General features: G+C 70.0%; 21 protein-coding genes and 1 pseudogene. 15 read left to right on the top strand and 7 right to left on the bottom strand.

The genetic code is table 11. From position 1 onward, the window contains the following. The first annotated feature begins 19 nt into the window (after positions 1 to 19). Genes alaS through AOM45_RS42935 form a run of 4 tightly spaced genes read left to right on the top strand, consistent with a single transcriptional unit; the run spans position 20 to position 5,199 of the window. A complete protein-coding gene (gene alaS, locus AOM45_RS42950; protein WP_030471637.1) occupies positions 20 to 2,689 on the top strand; it encodes an alanine--tRNA ligase in 2,670 nt (889 codons plus the stop codon). After that, complete coding sequence (gene ruvX / locus AOM45_RS42945) at positions 2,676 to 3,164, top strand: Holliday junction resolvase RuvX (protein ID WP_030471636.1); 489 nt, start codon at positions 2,676 to 2,678, stop codon at positions 3,162 to 3,164. The genes alaS and ruvX overlap by 14 nt, the downstream gene beginning before the upstream one ends. After that, entirely contained in the window at positions 3,161 to 4,381 is a 1,221-nt protein-coding gene (gene mltG / locus AOM45_RS42940) for an endolytic transglycosylase MltG (protein ID WP_030471635.1), read from the top strand. The genes ruvX and mltG overlap by 4 nt, the downstream gene beginning before the upstream one ends. Further along, positions 4,381 to 5,199 (top strand): shikimate dehydrogenase, encoded by an 819-nt coding sequence (locus AOM45_RS42935; protein WP_030471634.1) that lies wholly within the window; start codon positions 4,381 to 4,383, stop codon positions 5,197 to 5,199. Before mltG ends, AOM45_RS42935 begins: the two co-directional genes overlap by 1 nt. Before the next feature lie 288 nt (positions 5,200 to 5,487). On the opposite strand, the gene AOM45_RS42930 is transcribed toward AOM45_RS42935, so the two are convergent. The 3 genes from AOM45_RS42930 to AOM45_RS42920 are packed head-to-tail and all read right to left on the bottom strand — an operon-like array spanning position 5,488 to position 8,151. Then, the gene (locus AOM45_RS42930; RefSeq protein WP_030471633.1) at positions 5,488 to 5,877 is read right to left on the bottom strand and encodes a hypothetical protein; all 390 of its coding nucleotides are present in this window, start codon (positions 5,875 to 5,877) and stop codon (positions 5,488 to 5,490) included. Continuing rightward, a complete protein-coding gene (locus AOM45_RS42925) occupies positions 5,874 to 7,466 on the bottom strand; it encodes a sensor histidine kinase (protein WP_035912691.1) in 1,593 nt (530 codons plus the stop codon). The genes AOM45_RS42930 and AOM45_RS42925 overlap by 4 nt, the downstream gene beginning before the upstream one ends. Positions 7,467 to 7,476: 10 nt before the next feature. Continuing rightward, positions 7,477 to 8,151 carry a response regulator gene (locus AOM45_RS42920; RefSeq protein ID WP_035912729.1) on the bottom strand — a complete coding sequence of 225 codons (675 nt, stop codon included), beginning with the start codon at positions 8,149 to 8,151 and terminating at the stop codon, positions 7,477 to 7,479. A 57-nt stretch (positions 8,152 to 8,208) separates the two neighbouring features. Between AOM45_RS42920 and AOM45_RS53305 the strand changes: the two are divergent. Then, positions 8,209 to 8,745, top strand: a pseudogene (locus AOM45_RS53305) (phosphatase PAP2 family protein); the annotation flags it as partial. 192 nt (positions 8,746 to 8,937) lie between these two features. On the opposite strand, the gene AOM45_RS52050 reads toward AOM45_RS53305, so the two are convergent. The 3 genes from AOM45_RS52050 to AOM45_RS42905 are packed head-to-tail and all read right to left on the bottom strand — an operon-like array spanning position 8,938 to position 11,271. Then, positions 8,938 to 9,204, bottom strand: coding sequence for an HPr family phosphocarrier protein (locus tag AOM45_RS52050; RefSeq protein WP_162185735.1), 267 nt, complete (start codon positions 9,202 to 9,204; stop codon positions 8,938 to 8,940). Between the two features lie 34 nt (positions 9,205 to 9,238). After that, entirely contained in the window at positions 9,239 to 10,519 is a 1,281-nt protein-coding gene (locus AOM45_RS42910; protein ID WP_051784376.1) for a PTS transporter subunit EIIC, read from the bottom strand. Then, positions 10,516 to 11,271, bottom strand: coding sequence for a GntR family transcriptional regulator (locus AOM45_RS42905; RefSeq protein WP_030471628.1), 756 nt, complete (start codon positions 11,269 to 11,271; stop codon positions 10,516 to 10,518). The genes AOM45_RS42910 and AOM45_RS42905 overlap by 4 nt, the downstream gene beginning before the upstream one ends. 111 nt (positions 11,272 to 11,382) lie before the next feature. On the opposite strand from AOM45_RS42905, the gene AOM45_RS42900 reads away from it, so the two are divergent. From AOM45_RS42900 to AOM45_RS42860, 9 genes are all read left to right on the top strand, one after another. Further along, positions 11,383 to 11,619 (top strand): PTS sugar transporter subunit IIB, encoded by a 237-nt coding sequence (locus AOM45_RS42900; protein ID WP_030471627.1) that lies wholly within the window; start codon positions 11,383 to 11,385, stop codon positions 11,617 to 11,619. Continuing rightward, entirely contained in the window at positions 11,616 to 12,071 is a 456-nt protein-coding gene (locus AOM45_RS42895) for a PTS sugar transporter subunit IIA (protein ID WP_030471626.1), read from the top strand. Before AOM45_RS42900 ends, AOM45_RS42895 begins: the two co-directional genes overlap by 4 nt. 143 nt (positions 12,072 to 12,214) lie before the next feature. Continuing rightward, a complete protein-coding gene (locus AOM45_RS42890; RefSeq protein ID WP_035912727.1) occupies positions 12,215 to 12,667 on the top strand; it encodes a prepilin peptidase in 453 nt (150 codons plus the stop codon). A gap of 13 nt (positions 12,668 to 12,680) precedes the next feature. Next, positions 12,681 to 13,880 (top strand): chorismate synthase, encoded by a 1,200-nt coding sequence (gene aroC, locus AOM45_RS42885; protein ID WP_030471624.1) that lies wholly within the window; start codon positions 12,681 to 12,683, stop codon positions 13,878 to 13,880. Further along, positions 13,877 to 14,383: a shikimate kinase gene (locus AOM45_RS42880; protein ID WP_030471623.1), complete on the top strand. Its 507-nt coding sequence runs from the start codon at positions 13,877 to 13,879 to the stop codon at positions 14,381 to 14,383. Before aroC ends, AOM45_RS42880 begins: the two co-directional genes overlap by 4 nt. Continuing rightward, positions 14,380 to 15,495, top strand: coding sequence for a 3-dehydroquinate synthase (gene aroB / locus AOM45_RS42875; RefSeq protein ID WP_030471622.1), 1,116 nt, complete (start codon positions 14,380 to 14,382; stop codon positions 15,493 to 15,495). The genes AOM45_RS42880 and aroB overlap by 4 nt, the downstream gene beginning before the upstream one ends. After that, positions 15,492 to 15,920: a type II 3-dehydroquinate dehydratase gene (gene aroQ, locus AOM45_RS42870; protein WP_030471621.1), complete on the top strand. Its 429-nt coding sequence runs from the start codon at positions 15,492 to 15,494 to the stop codon at positions 15,918 to 15,920. The genes aroB and aroQ overlap by 4 nt, the downstream gene beginning before the upstream one ends. A 10-nt stretch (positions 15,921 to 15,930) precedes the next feature. After that, entirely contained in the window at positions 15,931 to 16,323 is a 393-nt protein-coding gene (locus AOM45_RS42865; RefSeq protein ID WP_030471620.1) for a VOC family protein, read from the top strand. Positions 16,324 to 16,348: 25 nt separating this feature from the next. Continuing rightward, positions 16,349 to 16,963: a hypothetical protein gene (locus AOM45_RS42860; protein ID WP_201780177.1), complete on the top strand. Its 615-nt coding sequence runs from the start codon at positions 16,349 to 16,351 to the stop codon at positions 16,961 to 16,963. On the opposite strand, the gene AOM45_RS42855 is transcribed toward AOM45_RS42860, so the two are convergent. Continuing rightward, positions 16,947 to 17,357: a B-4DMT family transporter gene (locus AOM45_RS42855; protein WP_156094226.1), complete on the bottom strand. Its 411-nt coding sequence runs from the start codon at positions 17,355 to 17,357 to the stop codon at positions 16,947 to 16,949. The genes AOM45_RS42860 and AOM45_RS42855 overlap by 17 nt on opposite strands. 35 nt (positions 17,358 to 17,392) lie before the next feature. On the opposite strand from AOM45_RS42855, the gene AOM45_RS42850 reads away from it, so the two are divergent. Further along, a complete protein-coding gene (locus AOM45_RS42850; RefSeq protein WP_030471617.1) occupies positions 17,393 to 18,469 on the top strand; it encodes a M24 family metallopeptidase in 1,077 nt (358 codons plus the stop codon). Positions 18,470 to 18,471: the final 2 nt, after the last annotated feature.

Raw genomic sequence — 18,471 nt, 5'->3', positions numbered from 1 at the left:
AAATAGCAAGGACATTCCCGTGCAGACCCACGAGATCATCAAGCGTTTCCGCGAGCACTTCGAGAACGCCGGGCACAAGTACATCCCCAGCGCCTCGCTCCTGCTCGACGACCCGAACCTGCTGTTCGTCAACGCCGGCATGGTGCCGTTCAAGCCGTACTTCCTCGGCGAGGCCCCGCCGCCCGCCCCGCGCATGACGAGCATCCAGAAGTGCGTGCGCACGCCGGACATCGACGAGGTCGGCAAGACCACGCGCCACCTGACGTTCTTCCAGATGGCCGGCAACTTCTCGCTCGGCGACTACTTCAAGGAAGACGCCATCCGCCTGGCCTGGGAGCTCATCACCAAGTCCCAGGACGAGGGCGGCTACGGCTTCGACCCCGAGCGCATCTGGGTGACGGTCTACCTGGACGACGACGAGGCCATCGAGCTGTGGCAGAAGGTCGCCGGCATGCCGCTCGAGCGCATCCAGCGCCGCGGCATCGAGGACAACTTCTGGTCGATGGGCGTGCCCGGCCCGTGCGGCCCGTGCTCGGAGATCTACTACGACCGCGGCCCCGAGTACGGCGAGGAGGGTGGCCCGATCGTCGACGAGGACAGGTACCTGGAGATCTGGAACCTCGTCTTCATGCAGAACATCCGCGGTGAGGGTGGCGCCAAGAAGGACTACCCGATCCTCGGCGAGCTGCCGTCGAAGAACATCGACACCGGCATGGGCGTCGAGCGCGTCGCCTACCTGCTGCAGGGCGTCGACAACGTCTACGAGACCGACCTCGTGCGCGCCGTCATCAACAAGGCCGAGGAGCTGTCCGGCCGCAAGTACGGCGCCAGCGAGGTCGACGACGTCCGGTTCCGCGTCATCGCCGACCACGCCCGCAGCGGTGTGCTGCTGGTCGGCGACGGGGTCACGCCCGGCAACGAGGCTCGCGGCTACGTGCTGCGCCGCCTGCTGCGCCGCATCATCCGCTCGTCGCGCCTGCTGGGCGTCAACGAGCCGGTGCTGCAGCAGTTCGCCGAGGTCGTCCGCGACTCGATGGGCGAGGCCTACCCCGAGCTGGTCAGCGGTTTCGCCCGCATCCAGCAGGTGCTCAAGGCCGAGGAGGACACGTTCCTGCGCACGCTCGACGCCGGTTCGCGGATCTTCGAGAACGCCGCCGCCGAGGTGAAGTCGGACGGCCGCGCCACCCTGCCGGGTGACAAGGCCTTCCAGCTGCACGACACGTACGGCTTCCCGATCGACCTCACGCTGGAGATGGCCTCCGAGGCCGGTCTTTCGGTGGACGAGGACGGTTTCCGCAAGCTGATGGCCGAGCAGCGCGCCCGCGCCAAGGCCGACGCCGCCGGCAAGAAGACCGGCCACGGCGACCAGTCCGTGTACCGCGAGCTGCTGGAGCAGGGCCCGACCGAGTTCACGGGGTACTCCGAGCTGGCCTCCGAGGCCACGCTGCGCGGCATCGTGCTGAACGGTCAGCGGATCAAGTCGGCCAAGGAAGGCGACATCGTCGAGGTCGTCCTCGACCGCACGCCGCTCTACGCCGAGTCCGGTGGCCAGGAGTCCGACGCCGGCACGATCGTGACGGGCAACGCCGAGCTCGAGGTCCTCGACGTGCAGAAGGTCGCCCGCAAGCTGTGGGTGCACCAGGTGCGCGTCCGGTCCGGTGAGATCAGCGAGGGCGAGCACGTCGAGGCCCGCGTCGACCCGGAGTGGCGCGTCGGTGCCCGTCAGGGTCACTCGGGCACGCACGTCGTGCACGCCGCCCTGCGCCAGGTGCTCGGCCCGTCGGCCCTGCAGAGCGGTTCGTACAACAAGCCCGGCTACCTGCGGCTCGACTTCGCCTGGACCGGTGGTCTGTCCGCCGAGGCCAAGAGCGAGATCGAGGAGGTCTCGAACCTCGCCGTGCGCAAGGACCTGCCGGTCAGCATCGTCTACACCGACATGGCCGGTGCCCAGGACATGGGTGCCGTGGCCCTGTTCGGCGAGACCTACGACGAGACCGTGCGCGTCATCGAGATCGGTGGCCCGTGGTCGCGTGAGCTGTGCGGTGGCACCCACGTCGAGCACTCGTCGCAGATCGGCCCGATCACCCTGCTGGGTGAATCCTCGGTCGGTTCCGGCGTGCGCCGCCTGGAGGCCTACGTCGGCATCGAGGCCATGCGGTTCCTGGCCAAGGAACGCGCCATCGTGCAGAACCTCTCCGACATGCTGAAGGTCGGCTCCGAGGGCCTGCCCGAGCGGATCGAGTCCCTGGTCGAGCGGCTGAAGTCCGCCGAGAAGGAGCTCGAGAAGGTCCGCGCCGCCCAGCTGCTCGGCAACGCCGGGTCGCTCGCCGACAAGGCCCTGGACGTGCGCGGTCTGTCGCTGGTGGCCCTCGGCCTGGAGGGCGTGTCGGGCAACGACCTGCGCACGCTCGGTGGCGAGGTCCGCAACCGACTCGGCAACAAGCCCGGCGTGGTGGCCCTGTTCTCGGTCGACGGTGACAAGGTGAGCTTCGTGGTCGCCACCACGGCCGCCGCCCGCGACCTGGGCCTGGCCGCCGGCAAGCTCGTGCCGGTGTTCGGCCCGTCCATCGCCGCCCGCGGTGGTGGCAAGCCGGACCTGGCCCAGGGCGGCGGCACGAACCCGGCCGGCGTGCCCGAGGCCATCACGGCCCTCACGAACGAACTGGACAAGGTGCTTGAGCAGCGCTGATGTCGCCGGAGTCGACGATCCGGGCCTCGGCAGGAGGCTCGGCGTCGACGTCGGGTCGGTTCGTGTGGGAATTTCTCTCAGCGATCCGGGTGCTTTTCTGGCGACTCCGCTGGTTACCCTCCAGCGTGACGAGAAGCGCGGCTCGGACCTCACCGAGCTCGTACGTCTCGTGGCCGAGCATGACGTCGTCGAGGTCGTGGTCGGTCTGCCCAGAACACTGGCCGGTCGGCACGGCCCGGCAGCGGAAGCGGCGACCGCGTACGCTGCCGCGTTGGCCGGCCGCATCGCACCTGTTCCGGTGCGGCTCAGCGACGAACGGCTGACGACGGTCGTGGTGAGCCGCGTGCTGGCGCAGCGCGGTGTGAAGGGCAAGAAGCAGCGTGCCGTGGTCGACCAGGCTGCCGCTGTCGAGATCCTGCAGTCTTGGCTGGATGCACGGGCACGCTCTGTGGCCGCCCGAAAGGACGAGGTGTGAGCGACGATCTCGGGTTGTTCACCGACCCCGACGTGGATGAACGACGTCCGCTCAAGCGTGAGCGCGGGCGTGACAACAGCGCCCGCATCAAGGCGAAGAAGCGCAAGAAGACGGTCATGTGGCTCGTCGTCGCGCTGGTCCTCGCCGTGGGCTTGGGCGGTGCCTACTACGGCTACCGCGAGCTGCGGGGCATCGGTTCGTACGAAGACTTCGCCGGCGCCGGCGAGGCCGACGTCATCGTCGAGGTCAAGGACGGCGAGGTCGGTGGTCAGATCGCGTCGACCCTCCAGGAGAACGGGGTCATCGCGTCCGTGCGCGCCTTCACCGAGGCCAGCAAGACCGATGCCCGCGTGACGTCGATCCAGCCCGGCTTCTACCTGATGAAGACGAAGATGTCGGGCCAGCAGGCCGTGGCCCGGATGATCGACCCGAAGACCCGGGTGCCCGCCGTCCAGATCGTCGGCGGCGTCAAGCTCACCGACATCCAGGCCGACGGCAAGACCGTCAAGGGCATCTACTCCCAGCTCGCCGACGCGAGCTGCACGGAGAAGGACGGCAAGAAGACGTGCCTGACCGGCGACGAGATCAAGGCGGCGGCCGAGCAGACCGATCCTGTCGCCCTCGGTGTGCCTGACTGGGCGCTGGCCGACGTGAAGCGCGCCGAGCCCGTGCACCGCCTCGAAGGCCTGATCATGCGCGGCGTCTACCAGGTCAAGCCGGGTGTCAGCGCGGTGGAGCTGATCCGCAGCGTGGTCGTGGCCTCGGCGCAGAAGCTGCAGAGCCTCGGCATTCCCGGTGGCACCGCGAACACCGGCTTCCGCCCGTACGAGGTCCTGGTCATGGCCTCGCTGATCGAGAAGGAAGCCATCGAGAAGGACTTCACCAAGGTCTCCCAGGTGATCTACAACCGCCTGAAGGAGCCCATGGCGCTGCAGTTCGACTCGACCATCAACTACCAGCTCAACCAGCCGCACATCCGCACGTCCGACGAGGACCGCGAGAAGGCCGGCCCGTACAACAGCTACGTGAACCTGGGCCTGCCGCCGACGCCGATCGGCTCGCCGTCACAGCAGGCGGTCGCGGCGACGATGAAGCCCGAGGGCGGCGACATCAAGTACTTCGTGAAGTGCCAGAAGGACGGCACCACGTGTTTCTCGAGGACGAACGACGAGCACGACGCGCTGGTCGCGAAGGCCCGGAAGGAAGGCGTCTACTAGTGCTGCGCGCGGCGGTGATCGGTTCGCCGATCGAGCACTCCCTTTCCCCCGTGCTGCACAACGCCGCCTACGCCGCCCTGGGTCTCGACCTGGATTACACGCGGCTGGAGTGCACCGAGTCCGAAGTACCAGCTCTGGTCTCGTCGTTGGGCCCGGAGTGGGTAGGACTGTCGTGCACGATGCCGACGAAGCGGGCGGCGCTGGCGTTCGCGTCCTCGGTGACCGAGCGCGCCACGGCCGTCGGTGCCGCGAACACGTTGGTGCGCACCGATTCCGGCTGGCACGCCGACTGCACCGATGTGGACGGTGTCGTAGGAGCGTTGCGGGAGAAGGGCTTCTCCGACGGCACGCACGGCGTCGTGATCGGCGCGGGCGGCACGGCCACCGCCGCGCTGGCAGGCCTCGCCGAGCTGGGCATCTCGTCGGTGTCCCTGGTGGTGCGGGATCCGTCGCGCGCCTGGGAGGCACTGGAGACGGCGTCCCGCGTCGGCATCAAGGCCGAGGTGCTGTCACTGTCCTCTGTGGACCTGGCCGTGCTCGCGGGCGCCTCGGACGTGGTGGTGTCCACGGTCCCGGCCTCGGCAACGGTCCCGCTGGCCGCCGCACTGGCCCGAGCCCCGTACGTGCTGGACGTGATCTACCACCCGTGGCCGACCCCGGTCGCCGCGGCGGTGGAGGAGTCGGGCGCGCGGCTGGCGACCGGGCTGGACATGTTGCTGCACCAGGCTTTCGGGCAGGTGGAGCAGTTCACCGGGAAGCCGGCGCCGCAGGAGGTCATGCGGGAGGCGCTGGCCGCGGAGCTCGCCTCGCGGTCGTAGGGTCTTCTTTGCTGGCTTTGTTGTTGCCGCTGACTTTCTGACGGCGGTTCCCGTGGTGGGTCTTGTTGGGTGGGGCCGTTCCTGTTTCAAGATTTCTGGGGCGCCGCCCCAGACCCCGCCAATCTGATCAAAGACCGGCCAGCGCCGCGCGCGGGTTGATGGCACGCCTGTTGCTTACGGCGGCTGCGCGTTGCGTAGGGCGTGGGGTTCGGCTGCGCCATCGCATCGCCTCGCCTTCGGCCTCGGCCTTGGGTCGGTCGCCTTTGGCGTTGTTTGGCCTCGGACCTGTCACGGGCAGTCGATGCCTGACGCCGGTACGCCCTCCACCTTCGCCCGGCTCGCGATCGCCGTGCAGTACAGCTGGAACTGTGCCCACTTGGACAGCGGGCCCATGTCCTCGGGCAGCACGATCACGTTCGAGACCGCGAACACCCGCGACGACGTGGCAGGCACCTCCGTCACCAGGCCGAGCTTCTTCTCCTCGTCGGTCAGCCCTCCTACCAACAGGTTGATCGCCGTGGCGGTGTCCACGGTCCCGGTGTACGACCGCGTTCGCCGCACCAGGCCGTCCCGCTCCGCCTTCACCAGGTAGACGGTCAGCTCGTGCGACGACACGGTCGGGGCGTCGGCGCCGGTCAGGATCGGGGTCGGGCGCACACCGCAGGCCGACAGCGTCACCAGGGCAAGCGCAAGGTGAAGACCGCGCCGCCCGATGGTGCGTTGGCCGCTTCGATCGTCCCGCCGTGCAGGCGTGCGTTCTCCCATGCGATCGCCAATCCCAGTCCGCTGCCCTCGGAACGGGAGCGGGCCGTGTCTGCCTTGTAGAAGCGGTCGAAGATGTGGGGAAGGGCTTCCTCCGGGATGCCGGGGCCGCTGTCGGCCACCTCGATGCCGTCGGGCCGCACCGTCACGCGGACGAGAGCGCCGCCGTGTGTCGGCGCGTCGCCGTCTGGCCGCGCTGTCGTGTGGCCGTCGGCGCCGCTGTGTGCGGGCGCGTTGCCGTCGGGCCGCGCTGTCACGTGGCCACCGGCGCCGCCGTGTGTCGGCGCGTCGCCGTTTGGCCGCGCCGTCACGTGGTCCCCGGCGCCGTCGTGTGCGGGCGCGTTGCCGTCGGGCCGCGCAGCCCTGCCGTCGTGTGCCGGAGCGTTGCCGTTTGGCCGCGCGGTCGCGACCCCGTGCTTCAGGGCGTTGCCCACGAGGTTCGCCACGATCACGTCCAGGCGGCGGCGGTCCACCCTGCCCACCACGCCGTCGGGCAGCGAGGCCTCGACGGACGAGGTCCAGCCGCGGGCGGCCAGGGTGTCGCGGACGGCGGTGCTGATGTCCCACTCGTCCAGCTCCAGGACGTTGCGGCCCTCGTCGAAGCGCGAGATCTCCATCAGGTCGTTGACCAGGCGGGTGAGCTTGCGGGTCTCGGCCGAGACCAGGCGCGCCGCCACTGCGGTGTCCTCGGGGAGCGAGGCGGCGTCCTCGTCCAGGACGGCCGTCACGGCGCTCATCGCGGTCAGTGGCGTGCGGAGCTCGTGGGACACGTCGGCCACGAAGCGGCGGGCGGCGGCCTGCGAGGCTTCCAGCTGCGACGCGGCCCTGTTGAACGTCCGCGCCAGGTCGGCGAGCTCGTCGGAGCCTCGTTCGTCGACGCGGGTGTCGAGACGGCCCGAGCCGAGAGCGCGGGCCGCGGCTCCCAGGCGGCGAACTGGCCGCAGCACCCCGCGTGCGGTGAAGAGGGCCAGTCCGAGGGCCAGCGGCAGCACGAGGCTCACGCCCACCCAGGCGGCGGTCGAGAAGCTGTCGATGGCGCGCTGCGGGCCGCCGAGGGTTCCCCACGCCCACACCTCGACACCGGTGGACGTGCCGTCGGGGCGCAGCAGCGGGATGCCCATGACCACGTACGGTTCGACGAGGTCCGTGCGGCGTTGCCAGATGATCGTCCTGCTCGACTTCACCATCTCGCGCATCTCGGCGGGCGCGGCCGAGGGGTCGGGGCCGTTGCGGGAACGCAGTCCGTCGAAGATCACGACCGCCGGGCTGCGCAGGGAGGCCTGGAATTCGTCGAGGTCCTGTTGCGCCGGCGGGACCTTCAGGCGTTCCGCGGCGTTGCGGACGTCGTCCACGAGCGGGTTCATGAAGCCGTTCTGGGCGTCCTCCAGCAGCAGGTTGCGGGCGGTCGCGTACGAGGCGCCCGTCGCCGCGACCGCGCCCAGCAGCGTCAGGAGCAGGAACGCCGCCATCAGCCTGGGTTTCAGGCCGCGGAACAGTGCCCTCACCTCGCGAACCTCATCGCGGGCCGAAGCGGTAGCCGAAGCCGCGGACGGTGTGGACGTAACGCGGTTCTGAGGGGACGTCCTCGATCTTCGCGCGCAGCCGCTGGACGCACGCGTCGACCAGGCGGGAGTCGCCGAGGTAGTCGTGCTCCCAGACGGCCTCCAGGATCTGCTGCCTGGTCAGCACGCGGCCGGGGGTGCGGGAGAGTTCGAGCAGCAGCTTCAGCTCGGTGGGGGTGAGCGCGACCTTCGCGTCGTTCTTCAGCACCTGGAGGCCCGCTCGGTCGATCAGCAACGAGCCGTGGCGTTCCACGGTCGACGGTTCGGAGACGGTCCGCCTCAGCACGGCCCGGATCCGCGCCTCCAGCACGCGCGGCTCGACCGGCTTCACCACGTAGTCGTCCGCGCCCGCCTCCAGGCCCGCGACCACGTCGAAGTCGTCGCCGCGCGCGGTGAGCATGATGATCGGCACCTCGGCCTGCACGCGCATCCGGCGGCACGTCTCGAAGCCGTCGATGCCGGGCAGCATGATGTCCAGGACGACGATGTCGGGCCGGGACTCGCGCAGCCTGTCGACGCCCTCCTCGCCCGTTCCCGCTGCCCGGACGTCGTGTCCCTGGCGGCGCAACGCCAATCCGAGTCCTTCACGCACCGCGGGGTCGTCCTCGACCAGCAAGACCATCGCCACGAGATCCATTATCGGCGGGTCACGGCACCTGTGCCGGATCTGTAGCGGAACCATGACATGGCGTGGACGCTCCCGTTGAGCGGCTCGCGGAGTCTCGACCGCATGGCCGGAAGCTTGCTGGGATTCCTCTTCACGTACTTCGCACTGGTGTGGACGTCGTTCGGGCAGAAGGCGGAGAACGCCGCGTTGCCCGAGCTTTCACTCCAACGGTCGTGGGCGTCCAACGTGGACATGGCGATCATCGTCGCCGCGATCCTCGTCGTGCTGTTGGCGCGCAAGAAGGCTTTCCCGCCGTTGCTCGTCCTCGGCGGTTCGGTGCTGCTGGCGCAGGTCCTGAAGCTCTACGTGCTGGTGCGCCCGCCGTTGGACGACGACGCCGTGCTGGTGCACAACAGCTTCCCGAGTGGACACACGGCGGCCGCGGTGGCGTCGGTGATCGCGGTGACGATGGCGGTGCCACGGCGGTTCGCGCTGTTCGTGGCGATACCCGGGGCGATCGGCGCGGGGGCCGTCGCGGCGGAGACGGTGTCGCTGGGCTGGCACCGCTTCAGCGACACGCTCGGCGCGGCGCTGCTGGTCTCGACGCTCGCGTTCCTGGTGCTGCGCAGGTGGACCGCGGGACTGGTCGTGTCGTCCGCGATCGCCGCGGGCGGGGTCTGGCTGATGGTGACGTACCCGCAGGCCACGCCGTCGACCTTGGCCGGCGTCGTGACCGCGGGTGTCGTCCTGCACTTCGGATGGGCTGTGGGCGGCCTGCGCGCAGACCGCTCACAGCCCGAGCACGACTCAGTCGTCGTGGTCGGTGGCGATCAGTTCGGCGATGGCGTCCAGAGCGGCATCCGCTCCGTCTCCCTCGGCGCTGAGCACCACCTCGTCACCGTGCATGGCGCCGAGGGTCATCAGACCCAGCACACTCGCCGCTTCCACGGCTTCGCCGCCGTCCTTGCGGATGGTGACCGTGACCGGCTGGTCGGCGGCGGCCTTCGCCAGCAGTGCGGCAGGCCGGGCGTGCAGTCCGACCTTGCTGGCCACGGTGACCCGTCGCTCGGCCATGATGGTTCCTCCCGGTAGAGCTGGTTGTGCTGGGCTACTTCTCGTTCTTGGCGGGCTTCTCGCGCACCGCCGTGTCACCGCTCGCGCCGACCACGCTCTCGTCGGCCTCCGGCGACTCGTCGTCCTCGCGACCCGGCGTCTTCAGGTTCCACTTGGTGATGACGAAGCGGAACAGGAAGTAGTAGATCGCACCGTAGATCACACCGAGGATGATCAGCAGCCACGGCTTGGTCGCGATGTTCCAGTTCAGGATGAAGTCGATCGCACCGGCCGAGAACGAGAACCCGTCGTGGGCGCCCAGTGCGTTCGAGATCGCCAGCGAGGTACCGGTCAGCAGCGCGTGGATGACGTACAGCGGCCACGCGACGAACATGAACGCGAACTCGAGCGGCTCCGTCACACCGGTGATGAACGCGGTGAGGGCGGCGGAGCCCATGATGCCGGCGATGATCTTGCGCTGGTTCGGCCGTGCGGTGTGCACGATCGCGAGGGCGGCGGCCGGCAGAGCGAACATCAGGATGGGGAAGAAGCCGGTCTGGAACGTACCGGCCGACGGGTCACCCGCGAGGAAGCGCGGGATGTCACCGGTCTTGTCGTTGTAGGTGCCGAACTGGAACCACACGACGTTGTTGACGATGTGGTGCAGGCCGAGCGGGATCAGCAGGCGGTTGACCGTGCCGTAGATGAACGCGCCGATGATCGTGCTGCCGGTGACCCACTCGCCGACCGCGGTGAGGCCCGCGTTGAACAACGGGTACACGAGGCCGAGCAGGACGCCGAAGATCACCATGACGCCGGCGACGATGATCGGCACGAACCGGCGGCCGCCGAAGAAGGCCAGGTACGGAGGCAGCTTGATGCGGTGGTAGCGCTGCCACAGCAGGGCCGTGGTGATACCGACGACGATACCGCCGAGCACGCCGTAGTTGATCAGCGCGGGCTTCGCCGCGGGGTCCGTCGGCTGGTCGAGGACGAACGGCGACATGGCCTTGAAGACGCTCGTCAGGACGGTGTAGCCGACGACGCCGGCGAGGGCGGTGGAACCGTCACCACGCCGGGCGAACCCGACGGCGATGCCGACCGCGAACAGCAGGGCGAGGTTGCTGAACAGCGCGTCGCCTGCGGCACCGATCACCGCGGCGACTTTGTTCCAGCCCAGACCGTCCTTGCCCAGCAAGTCGTCTTGACCGAAGCGGAGCAGGAGACCTGCCGCGGGCAGCACGGCGATCGGCAGCATGAGGCTGCGACCGAAGCGCTGCAACGTGGCGAGGCCCTTGATCTCACGACCGCCTGTCTGTGCGGCGTTGGTGCTCATCGGGTACCTCCCTTGGCGGAGTTCGGTCCGGTCCCCGGGACGGTCCGGTCCAGTTGCATGGTCACCTGGTAGAGATCGCCCCGGTACCAGGAAGTCACGTCTTCGCACGGCCGCCCTTGAGAGCTGGCCACTCTGCGGAACACGAGCAACGGGCTGCCCTTGCGGACGCCCAGCGCCTTCGCGGTCTCCGCGTCGGCGGTCTCGGCCCACACGGTCTGCCGCGCGTGGTCGAGCTGCACCCCGTAACGGGTGGCGATGATCTCGTAGATCGATCCGGTCAGATCGCACCTGTCGAGCTCGGGGAGCACGTGCGGGCTGTACCAGCCGGCTTCGAGCGCCAGCGGTGCCCCGTCGGCCTTGCGCAGCCGCACGACGCGGTACGCGTACTCGTCGTCCTCGAGTCCGAGCGAGGCCTTCGAACCGGGTGCCGCCTGGCCGCAGCTGATCACCTCGGTGCTGGGCTCTAGCCCACGCGTCTGCATGACCGAGGTGAACGAGTCGAGGTAGAGCTGCAGGTCGTAGCGGCGCTTGGCGGTGAACGTCCCGCGCCCCTTGGCCCGCGTGAGCAGGCCCTCGGCGACCAGCTGGCCGACCGCGGCCCGCACGGTGATGCGGGAGACCCCGTACCGCTCCGCCAGGTCTCGCTCGGAGGGGATCGGTGAGCCGGGTGCGAGGTCCTGTTCGGCGAGACGGCGCAGGATCTCGCGCAGCTGCGCGTGCTTGGGCTTGGGCCCGTCCACGATCTCGTGCATTCGCTCACCTCCTCGCTAGTGGTACTTTCCGGTCTAGACCAGTTGGTGCGGGAGAATGCTCCGCACACCAAGCGGGTGTCAACCGCTGTTACGGGAACGAGAGGTACGGACGTGGCTGACGAGAGGCCGGAGAAGATCCTCGCCGCGCTTGGTGGCGCGGACAACATCATCGAGATCGAGGGGTGCATCACGCGCCTGCGCTGCGAGCTCAACGACGGTTCGCTGGTCGACGAGCCGGCCCTGAAGGCCGCCGGAGCCATGGGTGTCGTGCGTGCGGGCAGCGTCGTCCAGGTCATCGTCGGCCCCGAGGCGGACACCATCGCCCAGGACATCGAGGACCTCCTGTGAGCCTGCGCGTCGGCAGCCCCGTGGCCGGCCGGGTGGTCGCGCTCTCCGCCGTGCCGGACCCGGTCTTCTCGCAGGCGATGGTCGGCCCCGGCGTCGCCGTCGAGCCCGCACGGGTGAAGGCCGACGTCGTCTCGCCGCTGGACGGCACCGTCGTGACGCTGCACCCGCACGCGTTCGTGATCGCCACCGGTGACGGCGCCGCGGTGCTGGTGCACCTCGGCATCGACACCGTGAAGCGCAAGGGCGAGGGCTTCGAGCTGCACGTCGTGAAGGGCGAGGAGGTGCGGGCGGGTCAGCGCATCGTGACCTGGGACCCGGCCGAGGTCGAAGCGGCGGGGTTCGCGCCGATCTGCCCGGTGATCGCGCTGGACGCGTCCGCCGACGTGCTCGGCGACCTCGCGGTGGACGTGGACGTGGCCGCGAACGACGCCCTGTTCGACTGGTCTCGCTGACGTTTCCTGACTGCACGCGGGGCCCTTCCGTGCGGTCAGAGCGAACGAAAGCTCCCCGCGTGCACTCCGCCCTGTCGTGAACGGACCGTTCACGACAGGGCGGGATTTGGTCCCGAGCCGTGCCGGGCAGGACCGTGGTGCTCATGACCACGGTCCTGCTCGCGTTCGTCCTGGGGGCGTCGTGGACGGTCGCGGACGTCCTGGACGCACCGCCCTCCTCGTACGTGCTGGCGTGCTCCGGCGTCGTGCTCGCGATGATCGATCTGCGGCACCACCGGTTGCCGGACGCGCTGACCCTCCCGCTGGGCGCCCTGCTGCTGCTCCTGGAGTTCCACAGGCTGGGAGCGGCGGCGCTCTCCGCGGTGATCTTCGGTGGTTCTCATCTCGCCGTCCGGCGCCTGCGGCCCGCGTGGATGGGCGGCGGCGACGTGAAACTCGCCTTCGGGCTCGGCGCGCCGCTCGCGCTGTCGTCGCTCTTACCTGCGGCGATCCTGTCCAGCGCCCTCACGGTGCTGCTGGCGGCCGTCCGGCGGGCGCGCGCCGTGCCGCACGGGCCGGGGTTGCTGGCCGCCACCTGGGCGTTGACGACGCTGTGAAAGGATTGTGAGCGTGCTGCGATGGATCACCGCTGGAGAGTCACACGGCCCCGCTCTCGTCGCCGTCCTGGAGGGCATGCCCGCCGGTGTCGAGGTGACCACCGACGACCTGGTCGCCCAGCTGGGGCGCCGCAGGCTCGGGTTCGGTCGCTCGCCCAGGATGGGTTTCGAGCAGGACGAGGTCGAGATCCTCGGCGGCGTCCGCCACGGCAAGACCCAGGGCGGGCCGATCGCGGTCACCATCGGCAACTCGGAGTGGCCGAAGTGGCAGACCGTCATGTCGGCCGATCCCGTCGACCCGAGCCTGCTCAAGCCGACCGGGCGCAACGAGGCCCTCACGCGCCCGCGCCCCGGTCACGCGGACCTGCCCGGCATGCAGAAGTTCGGCTTCGACGAGGCCCGTCCGGTGCTGGAGCGCGCTTCCGCCCGTGAGACCGCCGCGCGGACCGCTCTGGGAACCGTGGCGCGGCAGTTCCTGCAGCAGCTGCTGGGCGTGCAGATCCTGAGCCACGTCGTGTCGATCGGCAAGGCGGAGACGCCGGAGGACGCGGGCCTGCCCACGCCGGACGACCTGGCGGCGATCGACGAGTCGCCGACGCGCTGCTTCGACCCGCGCGGCACCGAGGCCATGGTCGCCGAGGTCGAGGCCGTGAAGGAAGCCGGTGACACCGTCGGTGGCGTGATCGAGGTGCTCGCGTACGGGCTGCCGCCGGGCCTCGGCTCGCACGTGCACTGGGACCGCCGCCTCGACGCGCGTCTCGCCGCCGCCCTGATGGGCGTGCAGGCGATGAAGGGCGTGGAGATCGGTGACGGCTTCACCTCCGCGCGCCGGTGGGGTTCGCAGGCGCACGACGAGATCGACCGCGGCAGTGGCCCCGTCGGCGTCACGCGCCGCTCGAACCGCGCCGGTGGCCTCGAAGGCGGCATCACCAACGGCGAGATCCTCCGTGCGCGCGTGGCGATGAAGCCCATCTCGACCGTCCCACGTGCACTGTCCACTGTGGACGTGCGCACCGGTGAGCCCGCTGTCGCGATCCACCAGCGGTCGGACGTGTGCGCGGTGCCGCGTGCCGGTGTCGTGCTGGAGTCCGTGGTGGCGCTGGTGCTGGCCGAGGCCGCGCTGGAGAAGTTCGGCGGCGACTCGCTCGACGAGACGCGCCGCAACGCCCACGCGTACCTCAAGGCCCTGGAAGCCCGCTGGGAGGGCATGTGAGCCCTCGCTACGTGGTGGTCGGCCCGCCCGGCGCGGGCAAGACCACGGTCAGCGAGCTGCTGGCCAAGCGACTGAACCTCGCCTTCCGCGACGTCGACGCGGACATCGTCGAGACGGCGGGCAAGCCGATCTCGGACATCTTCACCGACGACGGCGAACCGGTTTTCCGCGCCCTCGAAGAGGAAGCGGTCGCTCGCGCACTGGACGAGCACGACGGTGTGCTCGCGCTGGGCGGGGGAGCGGTGCTGTCCGCCACGACGCGTGAGCGGCTGAAGGCGCACACGGTCGTGTTCCTGAACGTGGGCATGGCCGAGGGCGTGCGCCGCACCGGCCTGTCGTCGGCGCGTCCGCTGCTGTCCGGCGTGAACCCGCGCGCGACGTTCAAGGCGCTGCTCGACGCGCGCCTGCCGTTGTACCGCGAGGTCGCGACGATCGAGGTGCTGACCGACTCGTTGGACCCGGAGCAGGTGACCGACGCGGTGATCAAGGGAGCGCAAGAATGACCGAGCCCGTCCGCATCCGGGTCGCCGCGGAGAAGCCCTACGACGTGGTGATCGGGCGCGGCCTGCTCGGCGACATCGTCGAGTTCCTGCGCGGGACCGCGAAGATCGCGATCGTGCACCAGCCGACGCTCGCCGCGACCGCCGAGGTGCTGGTCGACGAGCTCAAGGCCGTGGGCGCCGACGCCCACCGCGTCGAGGTCCCCGACGCCGAGGACGGCAAGGACCTGGCCGTGGCCGGCTTCTGCTGGGACGTGCTGGGCAAGATCGGCCTGTCGCGCGCCGACGTCGTCGTGGGCCTCGGCGGCGGCGCCGTGACGGACCTGGCGGGCTTCGTCGCGTCCACGTGGATGCGCGGCGTGCGCCTGGTCAACATCCCGACGACGCTGCTCGGCATGGTCGACGCGGCGGTCGGCGGCAAGACCGGCATCAACACCGACGCGGGCAAGAACCTCGTCGGCACGTTCTACGAGCCGGACGCCATCTTCGTCGACCTGGCCACCCTGGAAACGTTGCCGCGCAACGAGCTCGTCGCCGGCATGGCCGAGATCGTGAAGGGCGGCTTCATCGCCGACCCGGTCATCCTCGACCTGATCGAGGCCGACCCCCAGGCCGCGCTGGACCCGACCGGTTCCGTGCTCGCAGAGCTGGTCCGCCGCAAGATCCAGATCAAGGCCGACGTCGTCACGAACGACCTGCGCGAGTCGTCCCTGCGCGAGATCCTGAACTACGGCCACACCCTCGGCCACGCCATCGAACGCCGCGAGCGCTACCGCTGGCGCCACGGCGCCGCGATCAGCGTGGGCCTGGTCTTCGCCGCCGAACTGGCCCGCCTCGCCGGCCGCCTGGACGACGAGACCGCCGACCGCCACCGCCGCGTGCTGGAGCTCCTCGGCCTGCCGACGTCCTACGACCCGGACGCCCTGCCGCAGCTGATGGAGGGCATGAAGGTCGACAAGAAGAACAAGGCGGGCGTGCTCCGCTTCGTGGTCCTCGACGGCCTCGCCAAGCCGGGCCGCCTCGAAGGCCCGGACCCGGCCCTGATCGCCGCCGCGTACTCCGCGGTGGCCGCCGAGCCGACGCCGGGTTCCGGTTCCGGGAAGGTGCTGCTGTGAAGGTCCTCGTCCTCAACGGCCCGAACCTGAACCGCCTGGGCACCCGCGAGCCGCTCATCTACGGCAGCACCACCCACGCCGACCTCGCCGAGATGTGCGTCGCCGAGGGCAAGGAGCTCGGCTTCGAGGTCGAGGTCCGCCAGACCAACCACGAGGGCGAGATGGTCGGGTGGCTGCACGAGGCCGCCGACGCGTCGATCCCGGTGGTGCTGAACGGTGCCGCCTGGACGCACTACTCGATCGCGTTGCGCGACGCGTGCTCCCAGCTGACCGCGCCGCTGGTCGAGGTGCACATCTCGAACATCCACCAGCGCGAGGAGTTCCGGCACCACAGCGTCATCTCAGCGGTCGCGAACGGCGTGATCGCGGGGCTGGGCGTGGAGGGCTACCTGCTGGCGCTGCGCTGGCTGGCGCTCAAGAAGTGACCCAGGCGAAGTGACCCTTCACCACGTCGAGCTGTGGGTGCCCGACCTCGCCCGTGCCGAAGCCACCTTCGGCTGGCTCTTCCCCGCCCTCGGCTGGACCGAGTTCCAGCGCTGGCCCGCCGGCGTCAGCTGGAAGCTCGGCGAGACCTACGTCGTCGTCGAGCAGTCCCCGGCGGTCACCGGACCACACGATCGAATGAAATCCGGCCTCAACCACCTCGCCCTGCACGCCGGCACCCGCGAGGCCGTCGACCGCCTCACGAGCGAAGCGCAGGACCACGGCTGGCGGCTCATGTTCGCCGACCGGCACCCGTTCGCGGGCGGCCAGGACCACTACGCGGCGTTCCTCGAGAACGAGGACGGTTTCGAGATCGAACTGGTGGCGAATCCAGCGGCGCGGTGATCGCTGATCTGCGACGATGCCGCGCGTGTCAAGACTGCTCATCGCCGCCCTCGCGGTGCTCCTGACCGGGTGCGCGATCCCGCAACCCCGCACCGCCACCAAGACCTCCGAGCCGACCCTGGCCGCAGGCGAAAGACTGTCTGATCAGGACCTCCAGGCGCGGTGGTGGACGTGGGCGCTCGCGAGCCCGGAGGAGCGCAACCCGGTCGCCGACGAGACCGGGAAGTTCTGCGCCGAGGACCAGCCGAAGGACGTGTGGTTCCTCGCCGGGACGTTCGGCGGCGCCGTGGATCGGACGTGCCGGGTGCCCGCCGGTCGTCCGCTCGCCGCGCCCGCGGTCAACCGGTACAGCGCGAACACGGCGCACTGCCGCGACTTCATGACCGGGGTGAAGGGAACGGTCACGCTGGACGGGCAGCCGGTGGAGCTGCGCAGGATCGACCCGGTCGAGATCACCTTCCAGGTCGCACGGGACAACGCGATCGGGGAGCGCGGGGGCAAGCAGGCGGCTCAGGCGTGCGGGCTGTGGGCGTGGATCCCGCCGCTCACGCCGGGCGAGCACGACCTGCTGATCGAGGGCGAAGCGGGCAGTTTCAGCACGTCAGCGCACTACAAGCTCACCATCACGGGTGGGGACTAGCGGAGTCCTTCGGCACGAGGAAGCCACCCAGGAGCATCCCCAGCCCGGCAGGAGCCAGCACGAGCAACGCGGTGAACGCCGCGCCGCCCGTCAGCGCCACCCACAGCGCCTCCTGCCCGGTCTGGTCGACCAGCACCGCGGACCCGACCACGCCCAGGGCACCCGCGAACGGGCCCGCGATCAGCGCGGCGATGAACCACTGCATGCCGCGCGACGGCAGGTCGCGCAGCGTGTCGACCGCGCCCCAGATGAGCGCGGCGGCGATCAGCAGGCCGATCGCGATCGGGCCGACCGACGTCGCCTCGGGGCTGCGCACGGCCACGGCGGCCACGCCGGTCTGCACGGCCCCGTGCAGGAGCCCCATCCACAACGCACGGACGAACCAAGGACGCATGCGCACAGCTTAGGACTGGCCGTACGCTGCGAGACATGTCGTCGTACGCCGCACGCCGAACCGCACTGCGCCAAGAGCTCCAGGCCACGAACCTGGACGCGTTGCTCGTCACGAACCTCCTGAACGTCCGGTACCTCACCGGATTCACCGGATCGAACGCCGCCGTGCTGATCGACGCGAACGGTGACGACACGTCGGTCTTCTGCACGGACGGCCGATATCTGACCCAGTCGGCCAAGCAGGTGCCGGACCTGGAGCGGCTCATCGACCGGCCGTGCGACCTCGCGCTCGCGGAGAAGGCCGAGGGCAGGCTCGGGTTCGAGAGCCACCACGTCACGGTCGACGGGCTCGAAGCCCTCACCGAGGCCGCGGGGAAGGCCGAGCTGCACCGGGCGGGTGGTCTGGTCGAGAAGCTGCGGCTGGTCAAGGACGAGGTCGAGATCGAGGCGCTGCGGATGGCGTGCGCGGCGGCGGACCGGGCGCTGGCGGCGTTGATCGGGCACGGCGGGCTGCGGGCAGGGACGACCGAACGCGAGGTCGCGCGCGAGCTGGAGAGCCGCATGCTCGACCACGGCGCGGAGGGGCCGTCGTTCTCCTCGATCGTGGCGTTCGGGGCGAACTCGGCCGTGCCGCACCACGCGCCGACGGACGCGGTCCTGCACGTGGGCGACTTCATCAAGCTCGACTTCGGCGCGCTGGTCGACGGCTACCACTCGGACATGACCCGCACGCTCGTCCTCGGCAAGCCCGCCGACTGGCAGCGCGACCTGTACGACCTGGTCGCGCGCTCGCAGGCCGCCGGACGCACGGCGCTGCGGCCGGGTGTGAGCGTGAGCGACGTCGACCGCGCGTCACGTGAGGTGATCGAGAAAGCCGGGCACGGCGACGACTTCCTGCACGGCCTCGGCCACGGGGTCGGGCTGGAGATCCACGAGGCTCCGGCGTTGTCGAAGGCGGGTGACGGTACACTTTCGGCCGGTATGGCGGTCACCGTCGAGCCCGGCGTGTACTTGTCGGGGCGGGGCGGGGTCCGCATCGAGGACACCCTCGTGGTGCGCGAAAGCGGGCCGGAGCTCCTCACCCTGACCACGAAGGAACTCGTGGTCGTCTGACA

It is taken from the genome of Lentzea aerocolonigenes (assembly GCF_000974445.1).
In the GTDB taxonomy this organism is placed as follows: Bacteria; Actinomycetota; Actinomycetes; order Mycobacteriales; family Pseudonocardiaceae; genus Lentzea; species Lentzea aerocolonigenes.
This window is presented reverse-complemented; position numbering and strand designations above follow the sequence as displayed.